The sequence below is a fragment of the Paraburkholderia hospita genome (assembly GCF_002902965.1).
In the GTDB taxonomy this organism is placed as follows: domain Bacteria; phylum Pseudomonadota; class Gammaproteobacteria; order Burkholderiales; family Burkholderiaceae; genus Paraburkholderia; species Paraburkholderia hospita.
On sequence record NZ_CP026107.1, the window covers coordinates 1,995,761 to 2,010,957 of the forward strand.

Consider the following 15,197-nt stretch of genomic DNA (forward strand, 5'->3'; position numbering starts at 1 on the left):
ACAACCGTGCATCAACTCGCGCTCACGCGCCAGAGCACGGGGAAAAGCGGATGGTCCATCGGTGCGCCTTCGGGCAATTGCGCATCCAGGCCCGGAAAGTCAGGAGACGTGCGCCAGCGGCGCGGCGCATGACGAACGTCATCACCGATGAAGCGGACCGAAAACGCGCGCCGCCGCGTGTTGCCGCCCACGCCGCCCGACGCATGCAAGGTCAGCATGTTGAAGCACACCATGTCGCCCGGTTCGAGCGCCCATCCAATGATCGGATAAGCGGCGCGGTTCGACTCGATATCCGGCAAGTCGGCGAGACTGCCTTCCGGAAACCACTTCGCCTCATTGTCCATGAACGTGCGTGGCATGAGCCACGGGCCGAGATGCGAGCCGGCCACGAATTCCAGCGTCGATTCGCGCGAAACGGGATCGACGGGAATCCACATGCTGACGTTCTGCGAGCCGCTAATGTTGTAGTACGGTTGGTCCTGATGCCACGGAGTGCGCTGCCGTGTGTTCGGTTCCTTCACAAGCAAATGGTCGTGATAAAGCCGCACCGTTTCGCCGCCGATCAACGCACCCGCCGCCGTGGGCGCCGCCGACTCGTAAATAAAGCGGCGATACGCGTCATTGTCCTGCCAGTTGCAGAAGTCTTCGAAGAACCAGCCCGGATCGTCGGGACGGCTCGCGACCTTCGCGCGCGGACTCGGCTGCGCGATGTTGCGCTCGATACCTTCGCGCAACAGCGCGATGTCATCGTCGGTGAAGAGTTTGCGGATGCACACCGCACCATCGCGGCGAAAGTCGGCGATCAGTTCCGGCGTCAGCGCACGTTCGATGCGTGCGTCGATGTCTTGCAGCATGGTGTCTCCGTATAAGGCGCGATTCGATCGTCTCAGCCGTTCAGGATATCGAAGTCGAAGTAGCGGCGCTCGATCTTCTGATACGTTCCGTCCTTGATCATATCGGCAATGGCCTGATTGATCATCTCACGCAACTGGGGATCGTCTTTGCGCAATCCGATCGCGGCGCCCTTGCCCAGCGTCTTCGCATCGTTCACGGGCCCTCCGAGGAACGCGTAGCCCTGCCCTTGCGGCGTCTTCAGAAAACCCTCGCTGCCGGAAATCATGTCGGTCAACGTCGCGTCGAGCCGCCCCGAGCGCAGATCGGTGTAGACGAGTTCCTGATTGGCGTATGAGACGACATTGATGCCGGCGGGTGCCCAGTATGCTTTCGCATAGGCCTCTTGTGTCGAGCCTTGCGCAACGCCGATGTTCTTTCCCTTCAGTGATTCGGCCGAGGGCTGCAGACCGGCCCCGGCGCGTCCGATCAGACTGCTCGGCGTGTTGAACAAGGTTGTCGAGAATGCCACTTGTGTTTCGCGTTTCGGCGTCACCGACATGGCCGAGAGAATCGCGTCGAACTTGCGCCCCTGCAGTGCGGGAATGATGCCGTCGAACGCCGTTTCGACCCATACGCATTTTGCGTGGAGCCGGCGGCAAATCTCATTGCCGAGGTCGATTTCGAAGCCGACGAGCTTGCCGTCGGGAGCCTTCGACTCGAACGGCGCGTAAGTGGGATCGACGCCGAACTTCAGTTCCGTCAACTCCTTCGCGTGCACGGACAACGCTGCGAGCAATAGTGCGAGACAAACCAGCGGCTTTTTCATGAGCATCCCCGTTCCAAACAGCAACCGTTGAAAAAACGGACGATTTACTTGTCCGTCGATTACGGATCAGCATAGGAACTCAAAAAAACGAAGAATAGAGGCCCGTTGATCGCGGATGATTTAGATTTTCTAAAGCTTGAATGGCGACGCATTCAAGGTGACACGAACATATCGACCAATTGATCGCGCAACCAGCGATGCGCAGGGACCGTCTCGTTGCGTTGATGCCAGAACAGGCTGATGACGCGTTCCGGGGCTTCCAGCGGCGCGCGCACGCTGACGAGGTCGCCAGCCATTGCGCCGCGTTCGCATAGATCGCGCGGCAGCACGGCGATCAGATCACTCGAGCGAATGATCTCGCAGGCGACCGTGTAGTGGTTCACCGACGCGACCAGGTTGCGCTTCAAACCGCGCGACGCGAGAAAAATATCGAACGACGGCTGCGTCTGCCCTGCAAGGCTGATGTCGACATGGCGCGCATTCAGAAAACGCCTGGTGGTCAACTTGCCGGGCCCCGCGAGCGGATGGCCACGCCGCATCACGCATGCGCAGTCGACGCTCCAGAGCGAACGCGAACGGATGTGCGCGGGCGGCAGTGTCTCGTTCACATAGACGCCGATCAGGCAGTCGACACGGTTGCCTTCGAGTAGCGCCGGCGCGTCAAGCAGGATATTCGGCACCGTCTGCCATTGCAGATGCGGCGCGCTTTCGCCGAACCGTTCGATCAGGCGCGGCATCACGATGCCCGCAACGTAGTCCGACATCGACAGGCTGAAGCTGAGTTCGGCGCTGCCGGGAGAGAACGTCTCTTCATCGAGCGCGGCGCGAATGCGGCTCAGCGAATCGCCTACGGGTCCCCACAGCGCCATCGCCCGTTGTGTGGGCGTGACGCCCGCGCCATTGCGGATGAAGAGAGGATCGTCGAACGCTTCGCGCAAACGGCTCAGCGCGTTGCTGACGGCGGGCTGCGTGAGCGAAAGCTTGGTGGCGGCACGCGTGACGGCGCCTTCCGTCATCAAGGCTTCGAAGACCTTCAGCAGATTCAGATCGAGCGACCGGAAGCTCATGCGCGTCCATTCACGATATCAATGTAGTGGATCAAGGATATAAATATTTGTGACGTTCGACAAGCCATAGAATCGGCCTCACACCAAGGTCCACCGCGCGCCGCGAGCGTGCATACGGCCGCGCCGTCACGCCGGATTGTCGAGACTCAAGGAGCGCAACGTGTCAAATGTTTCTGCACGCATCGAGCGTCTGCCGTTTGGACGCTTTCATGGGCACCTGCTGCTGATGGGCGGCATGGGCTACGCATTCGACGCAATGGATGCCGCCGCCGTCGCGTTTGTCCTGCCTGTACTGCGTCACGACTGGGCTTTGTCCAGCGTGCAAACAGGCGTACTCGGCAGCGGCAACTTCATCGGCTTTTTCTTCGGCGCGCTGCTCGCGGGCACGCTGGGCGATCTGATCGGCCGGCGCAAGGTGATGATGTCGGCGTTGCTGATCTACTGCGCGGCGTCCGTCGTCAGCGCGATGACCGATTCATGGCCGACCTTCCTTGCCGCTCGCATCGTGGCCGGCATGGGAACGGGCGCCGAGAGCGCGATCATTGCGCCCTACCTGGCCGAGTTCGTTGCGAAGCGGTATCGCGGCATCTTTACGGGCGCGCTGGCCGGGTTCTTCTCGTTCGGCTTCGTTGCCGCCGCATTGCTCGGCTACTTCATCGTTCCCGCGTTCGATTCAGGCTGGCGCGTCGTGCTATTGATCACCGCGCTGCCGATCCTGATGCTGTTGTGGTGGCGCCGTTCGCTGCCCGAGTCTCCGCGCTGGCTGGAAAGCCGCGGGCATGTGGGCGAAGCGAAGCGCGTGCTCGACCGCATCGAAGCCAGCTTCGCGGCTCGTGGGATCGCACTGCCGGAGCCGGAGTCCATCAGCTTGAACAGCCCACCGCCGGCACACACTGGCACGCTGGCCGCGAACTTCCGCGCGCTGTGGATGGGACGCCAGGCGCGCATCACCACGATGACCTGGCTGATGTGGCTGTCGATCACCTTCAGCTACTACGCGTTCTTCACGTGGATTCCGGGCCTGCTCGTGCAGCACGGGATGAGCATCACGCGCAGCTTCGGCTATTCGCTCGCGATGTACGCTGCGCAGGTGCCCGACTATTTCAGCGCCTCGTGGTTCAACGAGCGCATCGGGCGGCAGGCGACGATCGCGACGTACATGCTGCTCGGCTGCGTGTGTGCATTGGGCATGGCGTTCGCCCGCTCGAACGAGGAGATCATGGCGGCGGGCATCGGGCTGTCGTTCTTCATGAACGGCACTTACGCCGGCGTATACGCTTACACGGCGGAAGTGTTTCCCACGGCGGTGCGCACGACGGGCGCGGGCACGGCGTCGGCGATCGGCCGTATCGGCGCAATCGTATCGCCGATTCTTGTCGGCTATCTGTATCCGAACTTTGGTTTCGCAGGCGTGTTCGGCGTGACGACGGTCGTACTATTGCTCGGAGCGATTGCCGTGGTCGTGATGGGCGTGCCGACGCGCGGACGTTCGCTCGAAGACATCGCCGGGGGGGAAGCGGCATGAATGGCGTGCAAGAACAGGGCTTGCAGGCCTTCGTCGCGCTGGCTCGCGCGCAGGCGAGCACAGATCAGCCAGCGGCGCTCTATCAAGCGCTCGACAAGGTCCTTGCGCAAGCGATCGGCCATACGCTCTTCACGATACTGCGCTACGACGACGCGACGAATGAATCGGCGCGCATCTACAGCAACATGCCGGCCGCGTATCCAACGGCGGCAAAGAAGCCGCTGTCGGGCGGCAATTGGACCGACATCGTGCTGACGCGCGGTGAGACGTTCATCGGCAAGACGCCGGACGATCTGCGCGCGGTGTTCGCGGATCATGAGCTGATCGCGTCGCTCGGGTGCGAAAGCGTGCTGAACGTGCCCGTGCGCTGGAAAGGACGCACGCTCGCGTCGCTCAATCTGTTGCATACGCGAGCGTGGTATCGCGACGATCACGTGCCGATCGCGCAGTCGCTTGCGCAGTATGCGTTGCCGACGCTGCTCGACGAAGCCTGAAACCGGCTTTGCGCAGCGAATCGAATCATTCACCGAACCGTGGGGAAACGAGTGGACAGCATTCTCTTCACCAACGCAGGATTGCTCGATGTCGAGCGCGGCGAAGTGCGCGAAGCGCATCACGTGCTCGTCGAAAACGGCCTTATCAAGGAAGTGTCCGACCGACCGCTGAAAAGCGCAGCCGCGCGCGAGATCGACTTGCGCGGCAAGACGCTGATGCCGGGTCTGATCGACCTGCATGTGCATGTGGTGGCCGTGCAGCTGAATCTGTCCCAGCAGGTGCACATGCCGAATGTGCTCGTCACACTGCGCTCGGTGCCCATCATGCGCGCGATGCTGCGGCGCGGATTCACCACGGTGCGCGACGCGGGCGGCGCAGGTTATCCGCACAAGCAGGCGGTGGAAAGCGGGCTCGCAGTGGGTCCGCGCCTTTTCGTCGCGGGGCGCGCGCTCAGTCAGACGGGCGGCCACGGCGACATGCGCGCCCGCTCGGACTATCTCGGCGACAGCGCGCCGTGCGGCTGCTGCGTGCGGGTCGGCGCGCTGTCGCGCGTCGCCGATGGCGTCGATGAAGTACGCCGCGCGGCTCGCGAGGAATTGCAGATGGGCGCCGATCATCTAAAGATCATGGCATCGGGCGGCGTTGCATCGCCGACTGACCCCGTAGGCGCATTCGGCTACGCGGAAGACGAAGTGCGAGCGATCGTCGAAGAAGCGCGTGCCCGCCAGACTTACGTGATGGCGCACGCGTACACGGCGGACGCGATTGCGCGCGTCGTACGCTGGGGCGTACGCACGATCGAGCACGGCAATCTCATCGACGCACCGACGGCGAATCTGATGGCCGAGTTGGGCGCGTATGTCGTGCCGACGCTCGTCACCTACGAAGCGCTAGCATCGGAGGGCGCGCAGTATGGCCTGGGCGAAGAGAGCGTTGCGAAGATCGCCGATGTGCGCGAGGCTGGGCTGCGTTCGCTCGAAATCTATCGCGACGCGGGCGTGAAGATGGGTTTTGGCTCGGATCTGCTGGGACCGTCGCAGCGCCTGCAGAGCGACGAATTCCGCATTCGCGCCGAAGTGCTAGGCAATGCAGCGACGCTCGCCTGTGCCACCACGACGGCGGCTGAAGTGCTCGGCCTGCCGGATAAGCTCGGACGTATCGCGGCTGGCGCGTGGGCCGATCTGCTTGTCGTGGATGGCAACCCCTTGCGCGATATCTCGTGTCTGCTCGGGCAAGGCGAACGCATTCCGCTAGTCATGAAGGGCGGCGCGATCCAGTTCGAAGAGTTGTGAAGAGACTACGCGTGCAACCGGTCATACGGCCGGAAAATCTCCAGCGCCCAATCGACGAACGCCCGCATCCTCGCGCTGTCGTGTTGCGACTTCGCAAACACGATATGTAGAGGATGCAATGGCCGACTCCATTCAGGAAGAAGCTGAACGAGATCGCCGCTCGCGAGCCCCGCACGCGCCATGAACGCGAACGTCTGGCCAACGCCAAGCCCACTAACCAACGAAGTCAGATGCGCGGTACTCTCATTGACGGAAACCCCTCGCGTGCCCTTCGGGTCGATCTGGATTTTCTCGTCGCCGCGCTCGAAGAACATCGTGAAAACGCGGCCCGTCCGCGATGAGAAATAGCCGACCAGGTCGTGCTCGCCGTAAAGTTCTTCCGGATGCTTCGGCAGTTTGCGCGATCTCATGTATCCCGTGCCCGCATACGTGCCCCAATCGAGGCTCGCGATACGCCTCGCAATCAACGACGTGTCCGTCAGTTCGCCACCCCGGATCACGCAGTCGACGCCCTCGCCGATCAGATCGACTTCCCTGTCGCTGACGCCCAGTTCGAGTTGTATCTCGGGATAGCGCTGCCGGAACAACGGAAGATGCGGCAACAGGATCAGATTGGCCAGCGACGACCCTATATCAACCCGCAAACGCCCTCGCGGTGTGCCACGAGAGTCGGCGAAAAGCGTATCCATTTCGTCGATGTCCGCGAGCACCTTGAGCGCGCGATGGTAATACGCCTGGCCTTCGTCTGTGACGGTCACCTTGCGCGTGGAGCGCTGAAACAGCTTGACCCGCAGGTGAGTTTCGAGATCCTGGATCAGTTTGGTGACGGTAGGTCTCGGTATGTTCAGGGTATCGGCGGCTTTGCCGAACCCGCCCGATTCGGCGATTCGCACGAACACGCGCAATGCGAGCATCTGATCCATTCCGGTTCCACGCTTTGTTTGACCGTGTCGATCATATCGCGATTATTCATACCGATAAATAATGATTTAGCGCGCGGCCTATTTATTGACTCAGAGGAAACACTTATCGTTGCCACATCGATTCATTCATTTCATTTGAGGACATCATGAGCAAACGACTGGAAGGCAAAATCGCACTGGTGACGGGCGGCACGAGCGGAATCGGTTTGGCCGCTGCACAGGATCTCGCACGCGAAGGCGCGAAGGTTTATGTCACGGGCCGCCGTCAGGGTGAACTGGATGCAGCGGTGAGCGCAATCGGTCACGCAGCAACGGGCGTTCAGGGCGACGTCACGCGCAGCGCCGATCTGGACGCGCTGATGAAACTGATCCGCGAGCGCGAAGGACGTCTCGACATTCTTTTCGCCAACGCAGGCGGCGGCTCGCTGGCGCCGCTCGGTGATATTTCCGAGCAGCATTTCGACGACACCTTCAATCGCAATGTCCGCGCGGTGGTCTTTACCGTTCAAAGCGCGCTGCCGCTCATGTCGCGCGGCGGGTCGATCATTCTCACCGGCTCGATCGCAGGGTCGACGGGGACGCAGGCGTTCAGCATCTATAGCGCTTCGAAGGCGGCTGTGCGCAGCCTCGCGCGGAGTTGGGTGCTCGATTTGAAGGACCGCGGCATCCGCGTCAACGTCGTTAGCCCCGGTTCGACCCGGACTGTCGGCCTCGCGGAACTCGGAGGCGATACGAAAGAAGGTCAGGACGGGTTGCTGTCGTACCTGACGTCGCTGGTGCCGATCGGCCGCCTTGCCGATCCGATGGAAATCGCCAGGGTGGTGACGTTTCTGGCATCCGACGATTCGAGCTTTATCAACGGCGCGGAGATCACGGCGGATGGCGGGCAGGCGCAGGTGTAGTCTGTAGTCGAAGCAGCGCGGCGAACCCTTTACGGGTTCGCCGCATCCATGTCGGCCCTGCTAATGACCGCCAGCGTCGATTTCGCTCAACTGCATGCCCTTCGTTTCGCGCACCGACCGCAGAATCACGATCGCCGCCAGTGCCGCGCCGATGGTGAAGACCGCGATACCCAGCGCGATCGTCATACTGGCGGCCTTGACGGTCGTCAGCACGATGTACGGCGCAATACCGCCACCTACGACGCCGATGTTATAGAGGAAGCCCACTCCCGACGCACGCACTTCGCGAGGCAGATTCTCCGTCAGTATCGTTCCCCAGATGCCCGACGATCCGACGAGGAAAAAGCCGCTCAAAAACGCGAAGCATTCGGCAAGCAGGAACTGGTTGACGCTGTACACCAGCGCCACCACGCACACCGCCCCCGCGCCTAGCATCGCACTGATCCCCGCGCGCCGCCCGAGCCGTTCCGCGATGAAACCGGATGCGAAGAAGCCAAACACCTGTCCGACTGCCGACGTCATCGTCAGCCAGGTGATCGTCAAAGGCTCGAATGCAAGCGACTTCAGATAGGTAGGAAAGAGTCCCTGAAACGGCCATGAGCCGAAGCACAGCACGAGCATCAACAACGCGAGGTAGCCGACGCGGCGCGGATAGAGCCTGAACAGCACGACGGCCGGATTGTCGCGCAACGGCGTGCGGAGCTTTCGGCCACTCGCCCTGAACGCCTGCGATTCCGGCACGCACAGCAGAATGAACACGCCAAGCAGTATCGCCGGGATGACACCGACAAAGAACATGCCGCGCCATCCGAAGTGCGGATAGACGAGATCGTAGGCAATCGCCGCGCCGATGGCACCGAGCCCCCAGCCCGTATCGAGAATGCCGATACCGATCGCCCTGTGCTTTTCCGGCCACGATTCAGCGACCATCGTCGCACCGAGCGAGAAGCCCGGCGCCATGCCAAAGCCGAGCAGCAGACGGAAGACCGCGAGCGACACGAAGCTCCACGACAGTCCCGTCAGCACGGCGCCCGCCGTGAACCACGCCAGCGTGATCACCAGCGGAATCTTGCGGCCGATACGGTCGCTCAGGCTGCCGAACATCAAGCCGCCTATCCAGCGCACGCCATACGTCGCAAACAGCAACAGCGACGCCGTGCTGAGCGGCACGTTGAAATGCTTCGCGATGTCGTTCAGCACGAACGTGATCGCGAGAAAGTCGACCGCGTCCATCACCCACACGCCCCACGCGGCAATCAGAACGCGCCATTGCGGCCACGAAATGTCCCTGTACCAGGGCAACGCTTTCGTCGTCGAAACATTCGCGGCTGCATCGGTGGCTTTCATCACGCCTCCTCCTGACCGGTTGTCCATACCGGGTCTCCTGTCTCTTGGATTGGATTGGATACCGGGCCGGGTCATTCACACGAGGCGAATGCCCGGCACGTGTCAGCGCCTCAAGCGAGCGCCGAATCTTCGAATGCGAGCACGGTCTGCTTCTGCGTGCCGAGCCCTTGCACACCGAGTTCCATCACGTCGCCTGGTTTCAGGAAACGCTCCGGCTTCATGCCGAGACCAACGCCGGGCGGTGTGCCCGTCGTGATCACGTCGCCAGGTTGCAGCAACACATGACGGCTGACGTATGACACGATCGTCGCAAGGCGGAAGATCATGTCCGATGTCGACGAGTCCTGGATGCGCTTGCCGTTGAGTTCGAGCCACAAGCCGAGATTCTGCACGTCGTCGATTTCGTCGGGCGTCACGAGCCACGGACCGAGCGGGCCGAAAGTCGGGAACATCTTGCCTTTTACCCACTGCCCGCCATGCTCGAGTTGCATCTCGCGCTCGGACACGTCGTTGCAGACGCAATAGCCGGCCACGTAGTCGAGCGCAGTCTCTTCCGGCACATACAGCGCGCGCCGTCCGATCACCAGCGCGATCTCCACTTCCCAGTCGCACTTGGTCGAGCCGCGCGGCAGGATGACAGGATCGTTCGGGCCCGAGAGGCACGACGGCGCCTTGTTGAAGATGATCGGCTCGGCGGGAATCGGCGCGTTGGTCTCGATTGCGTGTTGCACGTAGTTGAGGCCGATGGCGACGAAGTTGCCTGGCTGCGCGATGCATGAGCCGAGGCGCGGCTTGCCCTCGACGACAGGCAGGCGAGCCAGGTCTGCGCCGCGCAGCTTTTCAATTCCGCCGTCCGCGAAGAATGCGGGCGTGTAGTCGGCGCATAGCGACGACGCATCGCGGATCGCACCCTGTTCGTCGAGCAGCCCGGGTTTCTCGTGTCCTTCGGGTCCGTATCTGAGTAGCTTCATCGTGCTTCCTGAAATCAGTGGTTAAGTGTGGCGAGACGGCTGATCTCGAGTGTGAAAACGCCCGCGCCTGCTGCCGCTTCATCGCGCTGCGCCGTATCGATACCGGCCAGCAGACGGGCGAGTTGCTGGCGTGCCGCTTCGAGCGTCGAGGTTTCGACGAACAGCACGCGCGGCGGCACCACGTATGCGCGTTCTCGCGCTTCGCGCGTGTCGAGATGGCTGGCCGCGTCGTCGGCGACGAACAGATGCGCGGCCAGCACGCCGATATCGGCGGTGATGGCAGGCGCTTCGCCTTCGAACAGGTGACGCGCGTCGAAGCCGGCAGGCAGCGGCAACGTCAGCGCATGCCCGCCCGTACTCGCGCCCGTCGTCTTCTCGACGACGCAGATCGAACGCGCCGTATTGCGGAACGCGCGCACCGTGCTCTGGGTCAGCGGCGTCGGATTGTTCAGTCGCGCCAGATACGCGGGGCTCGTCAGCACGGCGACGTCGTCGGCTTCGTACAACGTGAGCCATTCCGTCACGCCGCTGCCGCGATAGCGGCGGCCGCGCAGGAAACCCGGCAGCGCGAGACGCTCGGGTATGTGCTCCTTGTCGTGCCAACGGTAGAACGCGTCGCGCTCCGTCTCGATCACGTCGTTCCAGATCAGCACAGCGGCCTTGCCGAGCAGGGACATCATCGGGCTCCTTTGTCGAAGAATTCGAGGATCGCGTCGACCTGGCCGCCGTGCATGTCCTGTCCGGTGACCACATGCGCACCTCGTTCCCGCGCGAGTCCTACCAGCACAGTCGGCGTTGCGGGCGGCTTCAGCACCACGTCGCCCACTAAACTTCCCGCGCCAATCGCGCCCGGATCGCCAGGCAAGCCATCATCGTCCTTCATGCCGACGATGGAAGCATTGATGACGATGTCGTACTTTCCGCCGTCATTGTCGACGCTCGCATCGCAACCGCGAAAATGTCCGGCCAACGCATCGCGCAAGGTCCGCGCCCGATTGGCATCGGGATCGACGAGCGAAATCCCGTGGACGCCGTGCGCTGCCAGCTCTGCGGCAATCGCGGCGCCCGCGCCACCGCAGCCGAACAGCAGCACGCGCTTTCCACTGAGCGGCATGACTTTCTGCGCCGCGCTCACGAAGCCGACGCCGTCGAACATGTCGCCCGTCCAGCTTCCATCAGGCTCGCGACGCAACGCATTGATCGCGCCGACGATTTGCGCCCGCGTCGACAACCGGTCGGCGAACGCGAGCGCGGCGGCCTTGTGCGGCGACGTGATCAGCAAGCCGTCGAGATTGCCGAGCGACATCAGGCCGCGCATCGCTGTATCGAACGAATCCCGGCTGGCTTGCGCGGCGAACATCACGGCATGGATGTCGTGGCGCGCGAAGTGCGCGGTGTACACCGATGGCGAGCGCACCTGCGCGACAGGGTCGCCGATGATCGCGTACAGCCGGGTAGCGCCGTCGATGTTCATCGCTGTGTCTCCGCATGCCACTGCGCGATGCGCGCCGAACGGAAGCGGCGTTCGCGCGCCGCCACTTCGTCGTGAATGCCGAGCGGCGCGGGACGGAACAGACGCGCGTCCATCGTCCTGAGATCCGGCGACACCTGCGGGCGAAACTCCATCTGCGCGAAGATGTCGCGTTCGACATCGACGCCCGGCGCCACTTCGATCAATTCGAGCCCTTGCGCGCCGATCCGGAACACGGCGCGCTCGGTCACATACAGCGCGGTCTGGCCGCGCTCGCGCGCAAACGTCGCGTTGTAGCAGACCTGTTCGAGCTTGCGCACGAACTTCTTGTGACGGCCTTCTTCGCGTATGACCGTCTGCCCCGCTTCCCATCCGATGTCGAGACCTCCCGCCGTCAACGTGCCGCTGAAGATCACGCACTTCGCGTTCTGGCTGATGTTGATGAAGCCACCGACGCCGATGATCTTGTCGCCGAAGCGGCTGATATTCACGTTGCCTTGCGCGTCGACTTCGGCGAACGAAAGGAACGCGAGATCGAGGCCGCCGCCGTCATAGAAGTCGAACTGCGACGGCTGTTCGATCATCGCGGCAAAATTCTGCGCGCCGCCCGAATCGCGGCCCGTAATCGGCGCGCCACCTATCAGACCTTGTTCGTTGGTCAGGATCACCTTGTCGAGCAAATCCTCTTCTGCGGCAACCGTCGACAGCCCCGTCGAAATACCCGCGCCGAGATTGCACACGGCGCCCGGATAGAGTTCGAGCGCAGCACGCCGCACGATGACCTTGCGCGGCCCAAACGGCAACGGCTTGATTTCCGATAGCGGTACGCGCAATTCGCCCGCATAGCTCGGGTCGTAATCCGTCGCATAGGTCTGCCGCTGGTCGGGCACGACGACGACGAAGTCGACGAGGATTCCGGGAATCTTCACCTGCTTCGGCGGCAGTGTGTTGCGCGTCGCCATCCGTTTGACCTGAACGATCACGATGCCGCCCGCTCGCCGCGTCGCTTGCGCCATCGCGAGCATTTCGCCGAGCACGGCCTCCTGCTCCATCGTGATGTTGCCGTCTTCATCGGCCGTCGTGCCGCGCAGGAATGCGACGTTGATCGGCACAGGCTTGAAGCGTAGCCATTCTTCGCCGTCGAGTTCGATCAGCTCGACGAACTCTGCGGGCGTGCGCGGACTTTGCCGCGCGCCTTGCTGACGCGGATCGACGAAGGTGTGAAGCCCTGTTTTCGTGATCAGGCCCGGCCGGCCGCCCGCCATGTCTCGCATCAGTTGCGACAGCACGCCTTGCGGAAACGTGTAGGCCTCGATCTTGTCGGCGACAGCGAGCGTGACGAGGCCGGGTGAATCGACGAGTGCGCTCGTGATCGCGCGACGTAGCAGCCCTTCATGCGCGAGGTGGCTCGCGCCGAGCGCCGCGCGGTCGCCAACGCCGACCACGCTGATCGACGTCAGATTGCGCGGCTCGCCCGCGCTCATGAAGCGTGCCTCCACTGCGGCGAGCAAAGCCTCGGGCACCGAATGCCCGCCGCCCGAGCCGCTGATCAGAACAGCGTCTTCGTCGCGCACCAGCGACGCCGCTTCAGTCGTTGAAATGATGTGCATGTTGCGTGTCCCGCGTCGTTGAGTTGAACCGGCCGGCACGACGCGGACTGAAACCACGTCACCGGCCGATTCAATGTAACCGGTTGCAAATGTGACGCAAAGTGGTTTTAACATTCTCCAGGGAAAACCACTAAAGTGGTCACAAACACCATGTATTTGGAGTACATTGAATGAAACCGGCCAATTTGTAACCGGTTTCATATATGGTCGAAAACGTTGACGGAATGGCGTGAACGGCAAGACCGCCACTTTTCAGGAGCTTTGAGCATGGCCATCAAAGGCGTGGAGATCGGACAGGAATTCAGGTTCGCCAAGACGGTTGGCGAAACCGACGTAACGCTGTTCGCGGGGCTGACGGGCGACTTCAGCGACACCCACATCAACGAGCAGTACATGCAGGAGAAGTCGTCGATCGGCACGCGCATCGCGCATGGCGCGCTGCTGGTCGGCTACATGTCGACGGCTTCGACGATCAGCATTGCGCATGTGATCCATCGCAACGATCTCGAGGAGTTCCCCGTGTCAGCGGGATACGACCGCATCCGTTTCATTCGTCCCGTGCTGCTGGGCGATACCGTCACGGTGATCTACCGGGTTGCCGAAATCGACGAAGAGAAGCGCCGCAGCACCGCGGACATGGAGGTCGTGAACCAGCGCGACGAAGTCGTCGCGGCGGGGCGTCACATCATGAAATGGGCAAAGAAGCTTTCATCGAAGTAAGCGCGACGTGCGCTGCGCGCGGCCGCGCCGATGCGTTTGCCCAATGAAGCCACCGTTATAATTGCAGCGGAAAACTCTAAGGCAATCGCCAAGGCAAACGATATGGCAAAGGCTGCGCGCCCCACTCGACATGAACAGCCGGCCGCGCCATCCGTTTCGGTCCGGCCGGGTGCTGCAACGCTGCGTGAAGTCGCGGAACTGGCGTGCGTGTCGAAGGCCACTGTGTCGCGCTTCATCAATTCGCCGGAGGTCGTGTCGCCGAGCGTGCGCGAGCGGATACAGATCGCCATCGATCATCTCGGCTGGGTGCCGCATGCCGCCGCGCGCGCGCTCGCGACGCAGCGAACGGGCACGATCGGCGCCGTCGTGCCGACGCTCGCCAACGAGCATTTCGCCACGGCCATCCAGGTCCTGCAGGACGAACTGGAAGAAAAGGGCTATACGTTGCTGCTCGGCTGCTCGGAATACGACCTGCAGCGCGAGTACCGGCAGGTTCGCAAGATGCTGGAGCGCGGTGTCGATGCGATCGCCGTAGTCGGCGAAGGTCATCACCCGGACCTCTACGCGCTGCTCGACCAGCGCAACGTGCCGTGCGTCAGCACCTTCACTTTCGCTGCGAAGCAACGTTCGATCTGCGTCGGCGTGGACAACTATCGCGCGTTTTACGATGCGACAAACTATCTGCTTGGCCTCGGCCATCGGCGGATCGCGATGATCGCGCAGAATGCCGATACCAATGACCGCGCCGCCGCGCGTCGCGAAGGCGTGCGCGTAGCGCTGGCCGAGCACGGCATCGCGATTCATCCCGCGCATATGGCGGAAGGTTTTTGGGGCGTTCAGGAAGGACGACGGCTGTTCAGCCAGATCATGGTCGCGCCGATCGAACCGCCGACAGCGATCGTATGCGGCAACGGATCATTCGCAACGGGCGCGATGCTGGAGGCAATGGCCGCCGGCTACGATGTGCCTGGCCATCTCAGCCTGATCGGCTTCGACGACTTTGAAGTGATGGCCGAATTGCCGATTCCGATCACGACCGTGCGCGTCCCGAGTGCGGAGATCGGCAGGCGCACCGCGGAACTGCTGATTGCACAGCTCAATGGTGAAAGCGATACGCAGAGCGTCGAATGCGAGGCAACCTTGATAGTGCGCGAGTCTTGCGCACAGCCGCGCTCTGATTGAACGGAACCTTGGCTGGATACCCGCTTCCGACA

At 62.5% G+C, this 15,197-nt stretch carries 15 protein-coding genes; 6 read left to right on the plus strand and 9 right to left on the minus strand.

Annotated features, from left to right (window positions below; translation table 11 throughout):
* Positions 1 to 11: 11 nt before the first annotated feature.
* The 3 genes from C2L64_RS42325 to C2L64_RS42335 all read right to left on the minus strand — a co-directional run bounded on the left by C2L64_RS42325 (position 12) and on the right by C2L64_RS42335 (position 2,727).
* Positions 12 to 854, minus strand: a complete 843-nt coding sequence (locus tag C2L64_RS42325; RefSeq protein WP_009770197.1) for a phytanoyl-CoA dioxygenase family protein — start codon at positions 852 to 854, stop codon at positions 12 to 14.
* A 32-nt stretch (positions 855 to 886) separates the two neighbouring features.
* Positions 887 to 1,660: an ABC transporter substrate-binding protein gene (locus C2L64_RS42330; protein WP_007736854.1), complete on the minus strand. Its 774-nt coding sequence runs from the start codon at positions 1,658 to 1,660 to the stop codon at positions 887 to 889.
* A 152-nt stretch (positions 1,661 to 1,812) separates the two neighbouring features.
* Entirely contained in the window at positions 1,813 to 2,727 is a 915-nt protein-coding gene (locus C2L64_RS42335; RefSeq protein WP_009770195.1) for a LysR family transcriptional regulator, read from the minus strand.
* 160 nt (positions 2,728 to 2,887) lie between these two features.
* On the opposite strand from C2L64_RS42335, the gene C2L64_RS42340 reads away from it, so the two are divergent.
* The 3 genes from C2L64_RS42340 to C2L64_RS42350 are packed head-to-tail and all read left to right on the plus strand — an operon-like array spanning position 2,888 to position 6,039.
* Positions 2,888 to 4,252, plus strand: a complete 1,365-nt coding sequence (locus C2L64_RS42340) for an MFS transporter (RefSeq protein ID WP_009770194.1) — start codon at positions 2,888 to 2,890, stop codon at positions 4,250 to 4,252.
* Positions 4,249 to 4,746: a GAF domain-containing protein gene (locus tag C2L64_RS42345; RefSeq protein WP_009770193.1), complete on the plus strand. Its 498-nt coding sequence runs from the start codon at positions 4,249 to 4,251 to the stop codon at positions 4,744 to 4,746. Before C2L64_RS42340 ends, C2L64_RS42345 begins: the two co-directional genes overlap by 4 nt.
* A gap of 51 nt (positions 4,747 to 4,797) precedes the next feature.
* The gene (locus tag C2L64_RS42350; RefSeq protein ID WP_007736859.1) at positions 4,798 to 6,039 is read left to right on the plus strand and encodes a metal-dependent hydrolase family protein; all 1,242 of its coding nucleotides are present in this window, start codon (positions 4,798 to 4,800) and stop codon (positions 6,037 to 6,039) included.
* A gap of 5 nt (positions 6,040 to 6,044) precedes the next feature.
* On the opposite strand, the gene C2L64_RS42355 is transcribed toward C2L64_RS42350, so the two are convergent.
* Positions 6,045 to 6,962: a LysR family transcriptional regulator gene (locus C2L64_RS42355; protein WP_009770192.1), complete on the minus strand. Its 918-nt coding sequence runs from the start codon at positions 6,960 to 6,962 to the stop codon at positions 6,045 to 6,047.
* 146 nt (positions 6,963 to 7,108) lie between these two features.
* On the opposite strand from C2L64_RS42355, the gene C2L64_RS42360 reads away from it, so the two are divergent.
* A complete protein-coding gene (locus C2L64_RS42360; protein WP_009770191.1) occupies positions 7,109 to 7,864 on the plus strand; it encodes an SDR family NAD(P)-dependent oxidoreductase in 756 nt (251 codons plus the stop codon).
* Positions 7,865 to 7,924: 60 nt separating this feature from the next.
* On the opposite strand, the gene C2L64_RS42365 is transcribed toward C2L64_RS42360, so the two are convergent.
* From C2L64_RS42365 to C2L64_RS42385, 5 genes are all read right to left on the minus strand, one after another.
* A complete protein-coding gene (locus C2L64_RS42365) occupies positions 7,925 to 9,238 on the minus strand; it encodes an MFS transporter (protein WP_238554845.1) in 1,314 nt (437 codons plus the stop codon).
* 83 nt (positions 9,239 to 9,321) lie between these two features.
* On the minus strand, positions 9,322 to 10,182 hold the full coding sequence (locus C2L64_RS42370) for a fumarylacetoacetate hydrolase family protein (RefSeq protein WP_009770189.1): 861 nt from the start codon (positions 10,180 to 10,182) through the stop codon (positions 9,322 to 9,324).
* Positions 10,183 to 10,196: 14 nt separating this feature from the next.
* Positions 10,197 to 10,862: a hypothetical protein gene (locus C2L64_RS42375; RefSeq protein ID WP_238554844.1), complete on the minus strand. Its 666-nt coding sequence runs from the start codon at positions 10,860 to 10,862 to the stop codon at positions 10,197 to 10,199.
* The gene (locus tag C2L64_RS42380) at positions 10,859 to 11,656 is read right to left on the minus strand and encodes a shikimate dehydrogenase family protein (RefSeq protein ID WP_009770187.1); all 798 of its coding nucleotides are present in this window, start codon (positions 11,654 to 11,656) and stop codon (positions 10,859 to 10,861) included. The genes C2L64_RS42375 and C2L64_RS42380 overlap by 4 nt, the downstream gene beginning before the upstream one ends.
* On the minus strand, positions 11,653 to 13,263 hold the full coding sequence (locus C2L64_RS42385) for an acyl CoA:acetate/3-ketoacid CoA transferase (RefSeq protein WP_009770186.1): 1,611 nt from the start codon (positions 13,261 to 13,263) through the stop codon (positions 11,653 to 11,655). The genes C2L64_RS42380 and C2L64_RS42385 overlap by 4 nt, the downstream gene beginning before the upstream one ends.
* A 267-nt stretch (positions 13,264 to 13,530) precedes the next feature.
* Here C2L64_RS42385 and C2L64_RS42390 point away from each other — a divergent pair, with 267 nt between their 5' ends.
* Together C2L64_RS42390 and C2L64_RS42395 are read left to right on the plus strand one after the other, a co-directional pair.
* Positions 13,531 to 13,983 carry a MaoC family dehydratase gene (locus tag C2L64_RS42390; protein ID WP_009770185.1) on the plus strand — a complete coding sequence of 151 codons (453 nt, stop codon included), beginning with the start codon at positions 13,531 to 13,533 and terminating at the stop codon, positions 13,981 to 13,983.
* Between the two features lie 102 nt (positions 13,984 to 14,085).
* Positions 14,086 to 15,165: a LacI family DNA-binding transcriptional regulator gene (locus C2L64_RS42395; protein WP_009770184.1), complete on the plus strand. Its 1,080-nt coding sequence runs from the start codon at positions 14,086 to 14,088 to the stop codon at positions 15,163 to 15,165.
* The last annotated feature ends 32 nt before the right edge of the window (positions 15,166 to 15,197 follow it).

Bases quoted from the DNA above. Each gene is read 5' to 3' on its own strand.
- C2L64_RS42390 (WP_009770185.1), top strand. From the start codon at position 13,531: ATGGCCATCAAAGGCGTGGAGATCGGACAGGAATTCAGGTTCGCCAAG.
- C2L64_RS42380 (WP_009770187.1), bottom strand. From the start codon at position 11,656: ATGAACATCGACGGCGCTACCCGGCTGTACGCGATCATCGGCGACCCT.
- C2L64_RS42355 (WP_009770192.1), bottom strand. From the start codon at position 6,962: ATGGATCAGATGCTCGCATTGCGCGTGTTCGTGCGAATCGCCGAATCG.
- C2L64_RS42360 (WP_009770191.1), top strand. From the start codon at position 7,109: ATGAGCAAACGACTGGAAGGCAAAATCGCACTGGTGACGGGCGGCACG.
- C2L64_RS42335 (WP_009770195.1), bottom strand. From the start codon at position 2,727: ATGAGCTTCCGGTCGCTCGATCTGAATCTGCTGAAGGTCTTCGAAGCC.
- C2L64_RS42370 (WP_009770189.1), bottom strand. From the start codon at position 10,182: ATGAAGCTACTCAGATACGGACCCGAAGGACACGAGAAACCCGGGCTG.
- C2L64_RS42330 (WP_007736854.1), bottom strand. From the start codon at position 1,660: ATGAAAAAGCCGCTGGTTTGTCTCGCACTATTGCTCGCAGCGTTGTCC.
- C2L64_RS42395 (WP_009770184.1), top strand. From the start codon at position 14,086: ATGGCAAAGGCTGCGCGCCCCACTCGACATGAACAGCCGGCCGCGCCA.
- C2L64_RS42385 (WP_009770186.1), bottom strand. From the start codon at position 13,263: ATGCACATCATTTCAACGACTGAAGCGGCGTCGCTGGTGCGCGACGAA.
- C2L64_RS42375 (WP_238554844.1), bottom strand. From the start codon at position 10,862: ATGATGTCCCTGCTCGGCAAGGCCGCTGTGCTGATCTGGAACGACGTG.
- C2L64_RS42325 (WP_009770197.1), bottom strand. From the start codon at position 854: ATGCTGCAAGACATCGACGCACGCATCGAACGTGCGCTGACGCCGGAA.
- C2L64_RS42365 (WP_238554845.1), bottom strand. From the start codon at position 9,238: ATGGACAACCGGTCAGGAGGAGGCGTGATGAAAGCCACCGATGCAGCC.
- C2L64_RS42345 (WP_009770193.1), top strand. From the start codon at position 4,249: ATGAATGGCGTGCAAGAACAGGGCTTGCAGGCCTTCGTCGCGCTGGCT.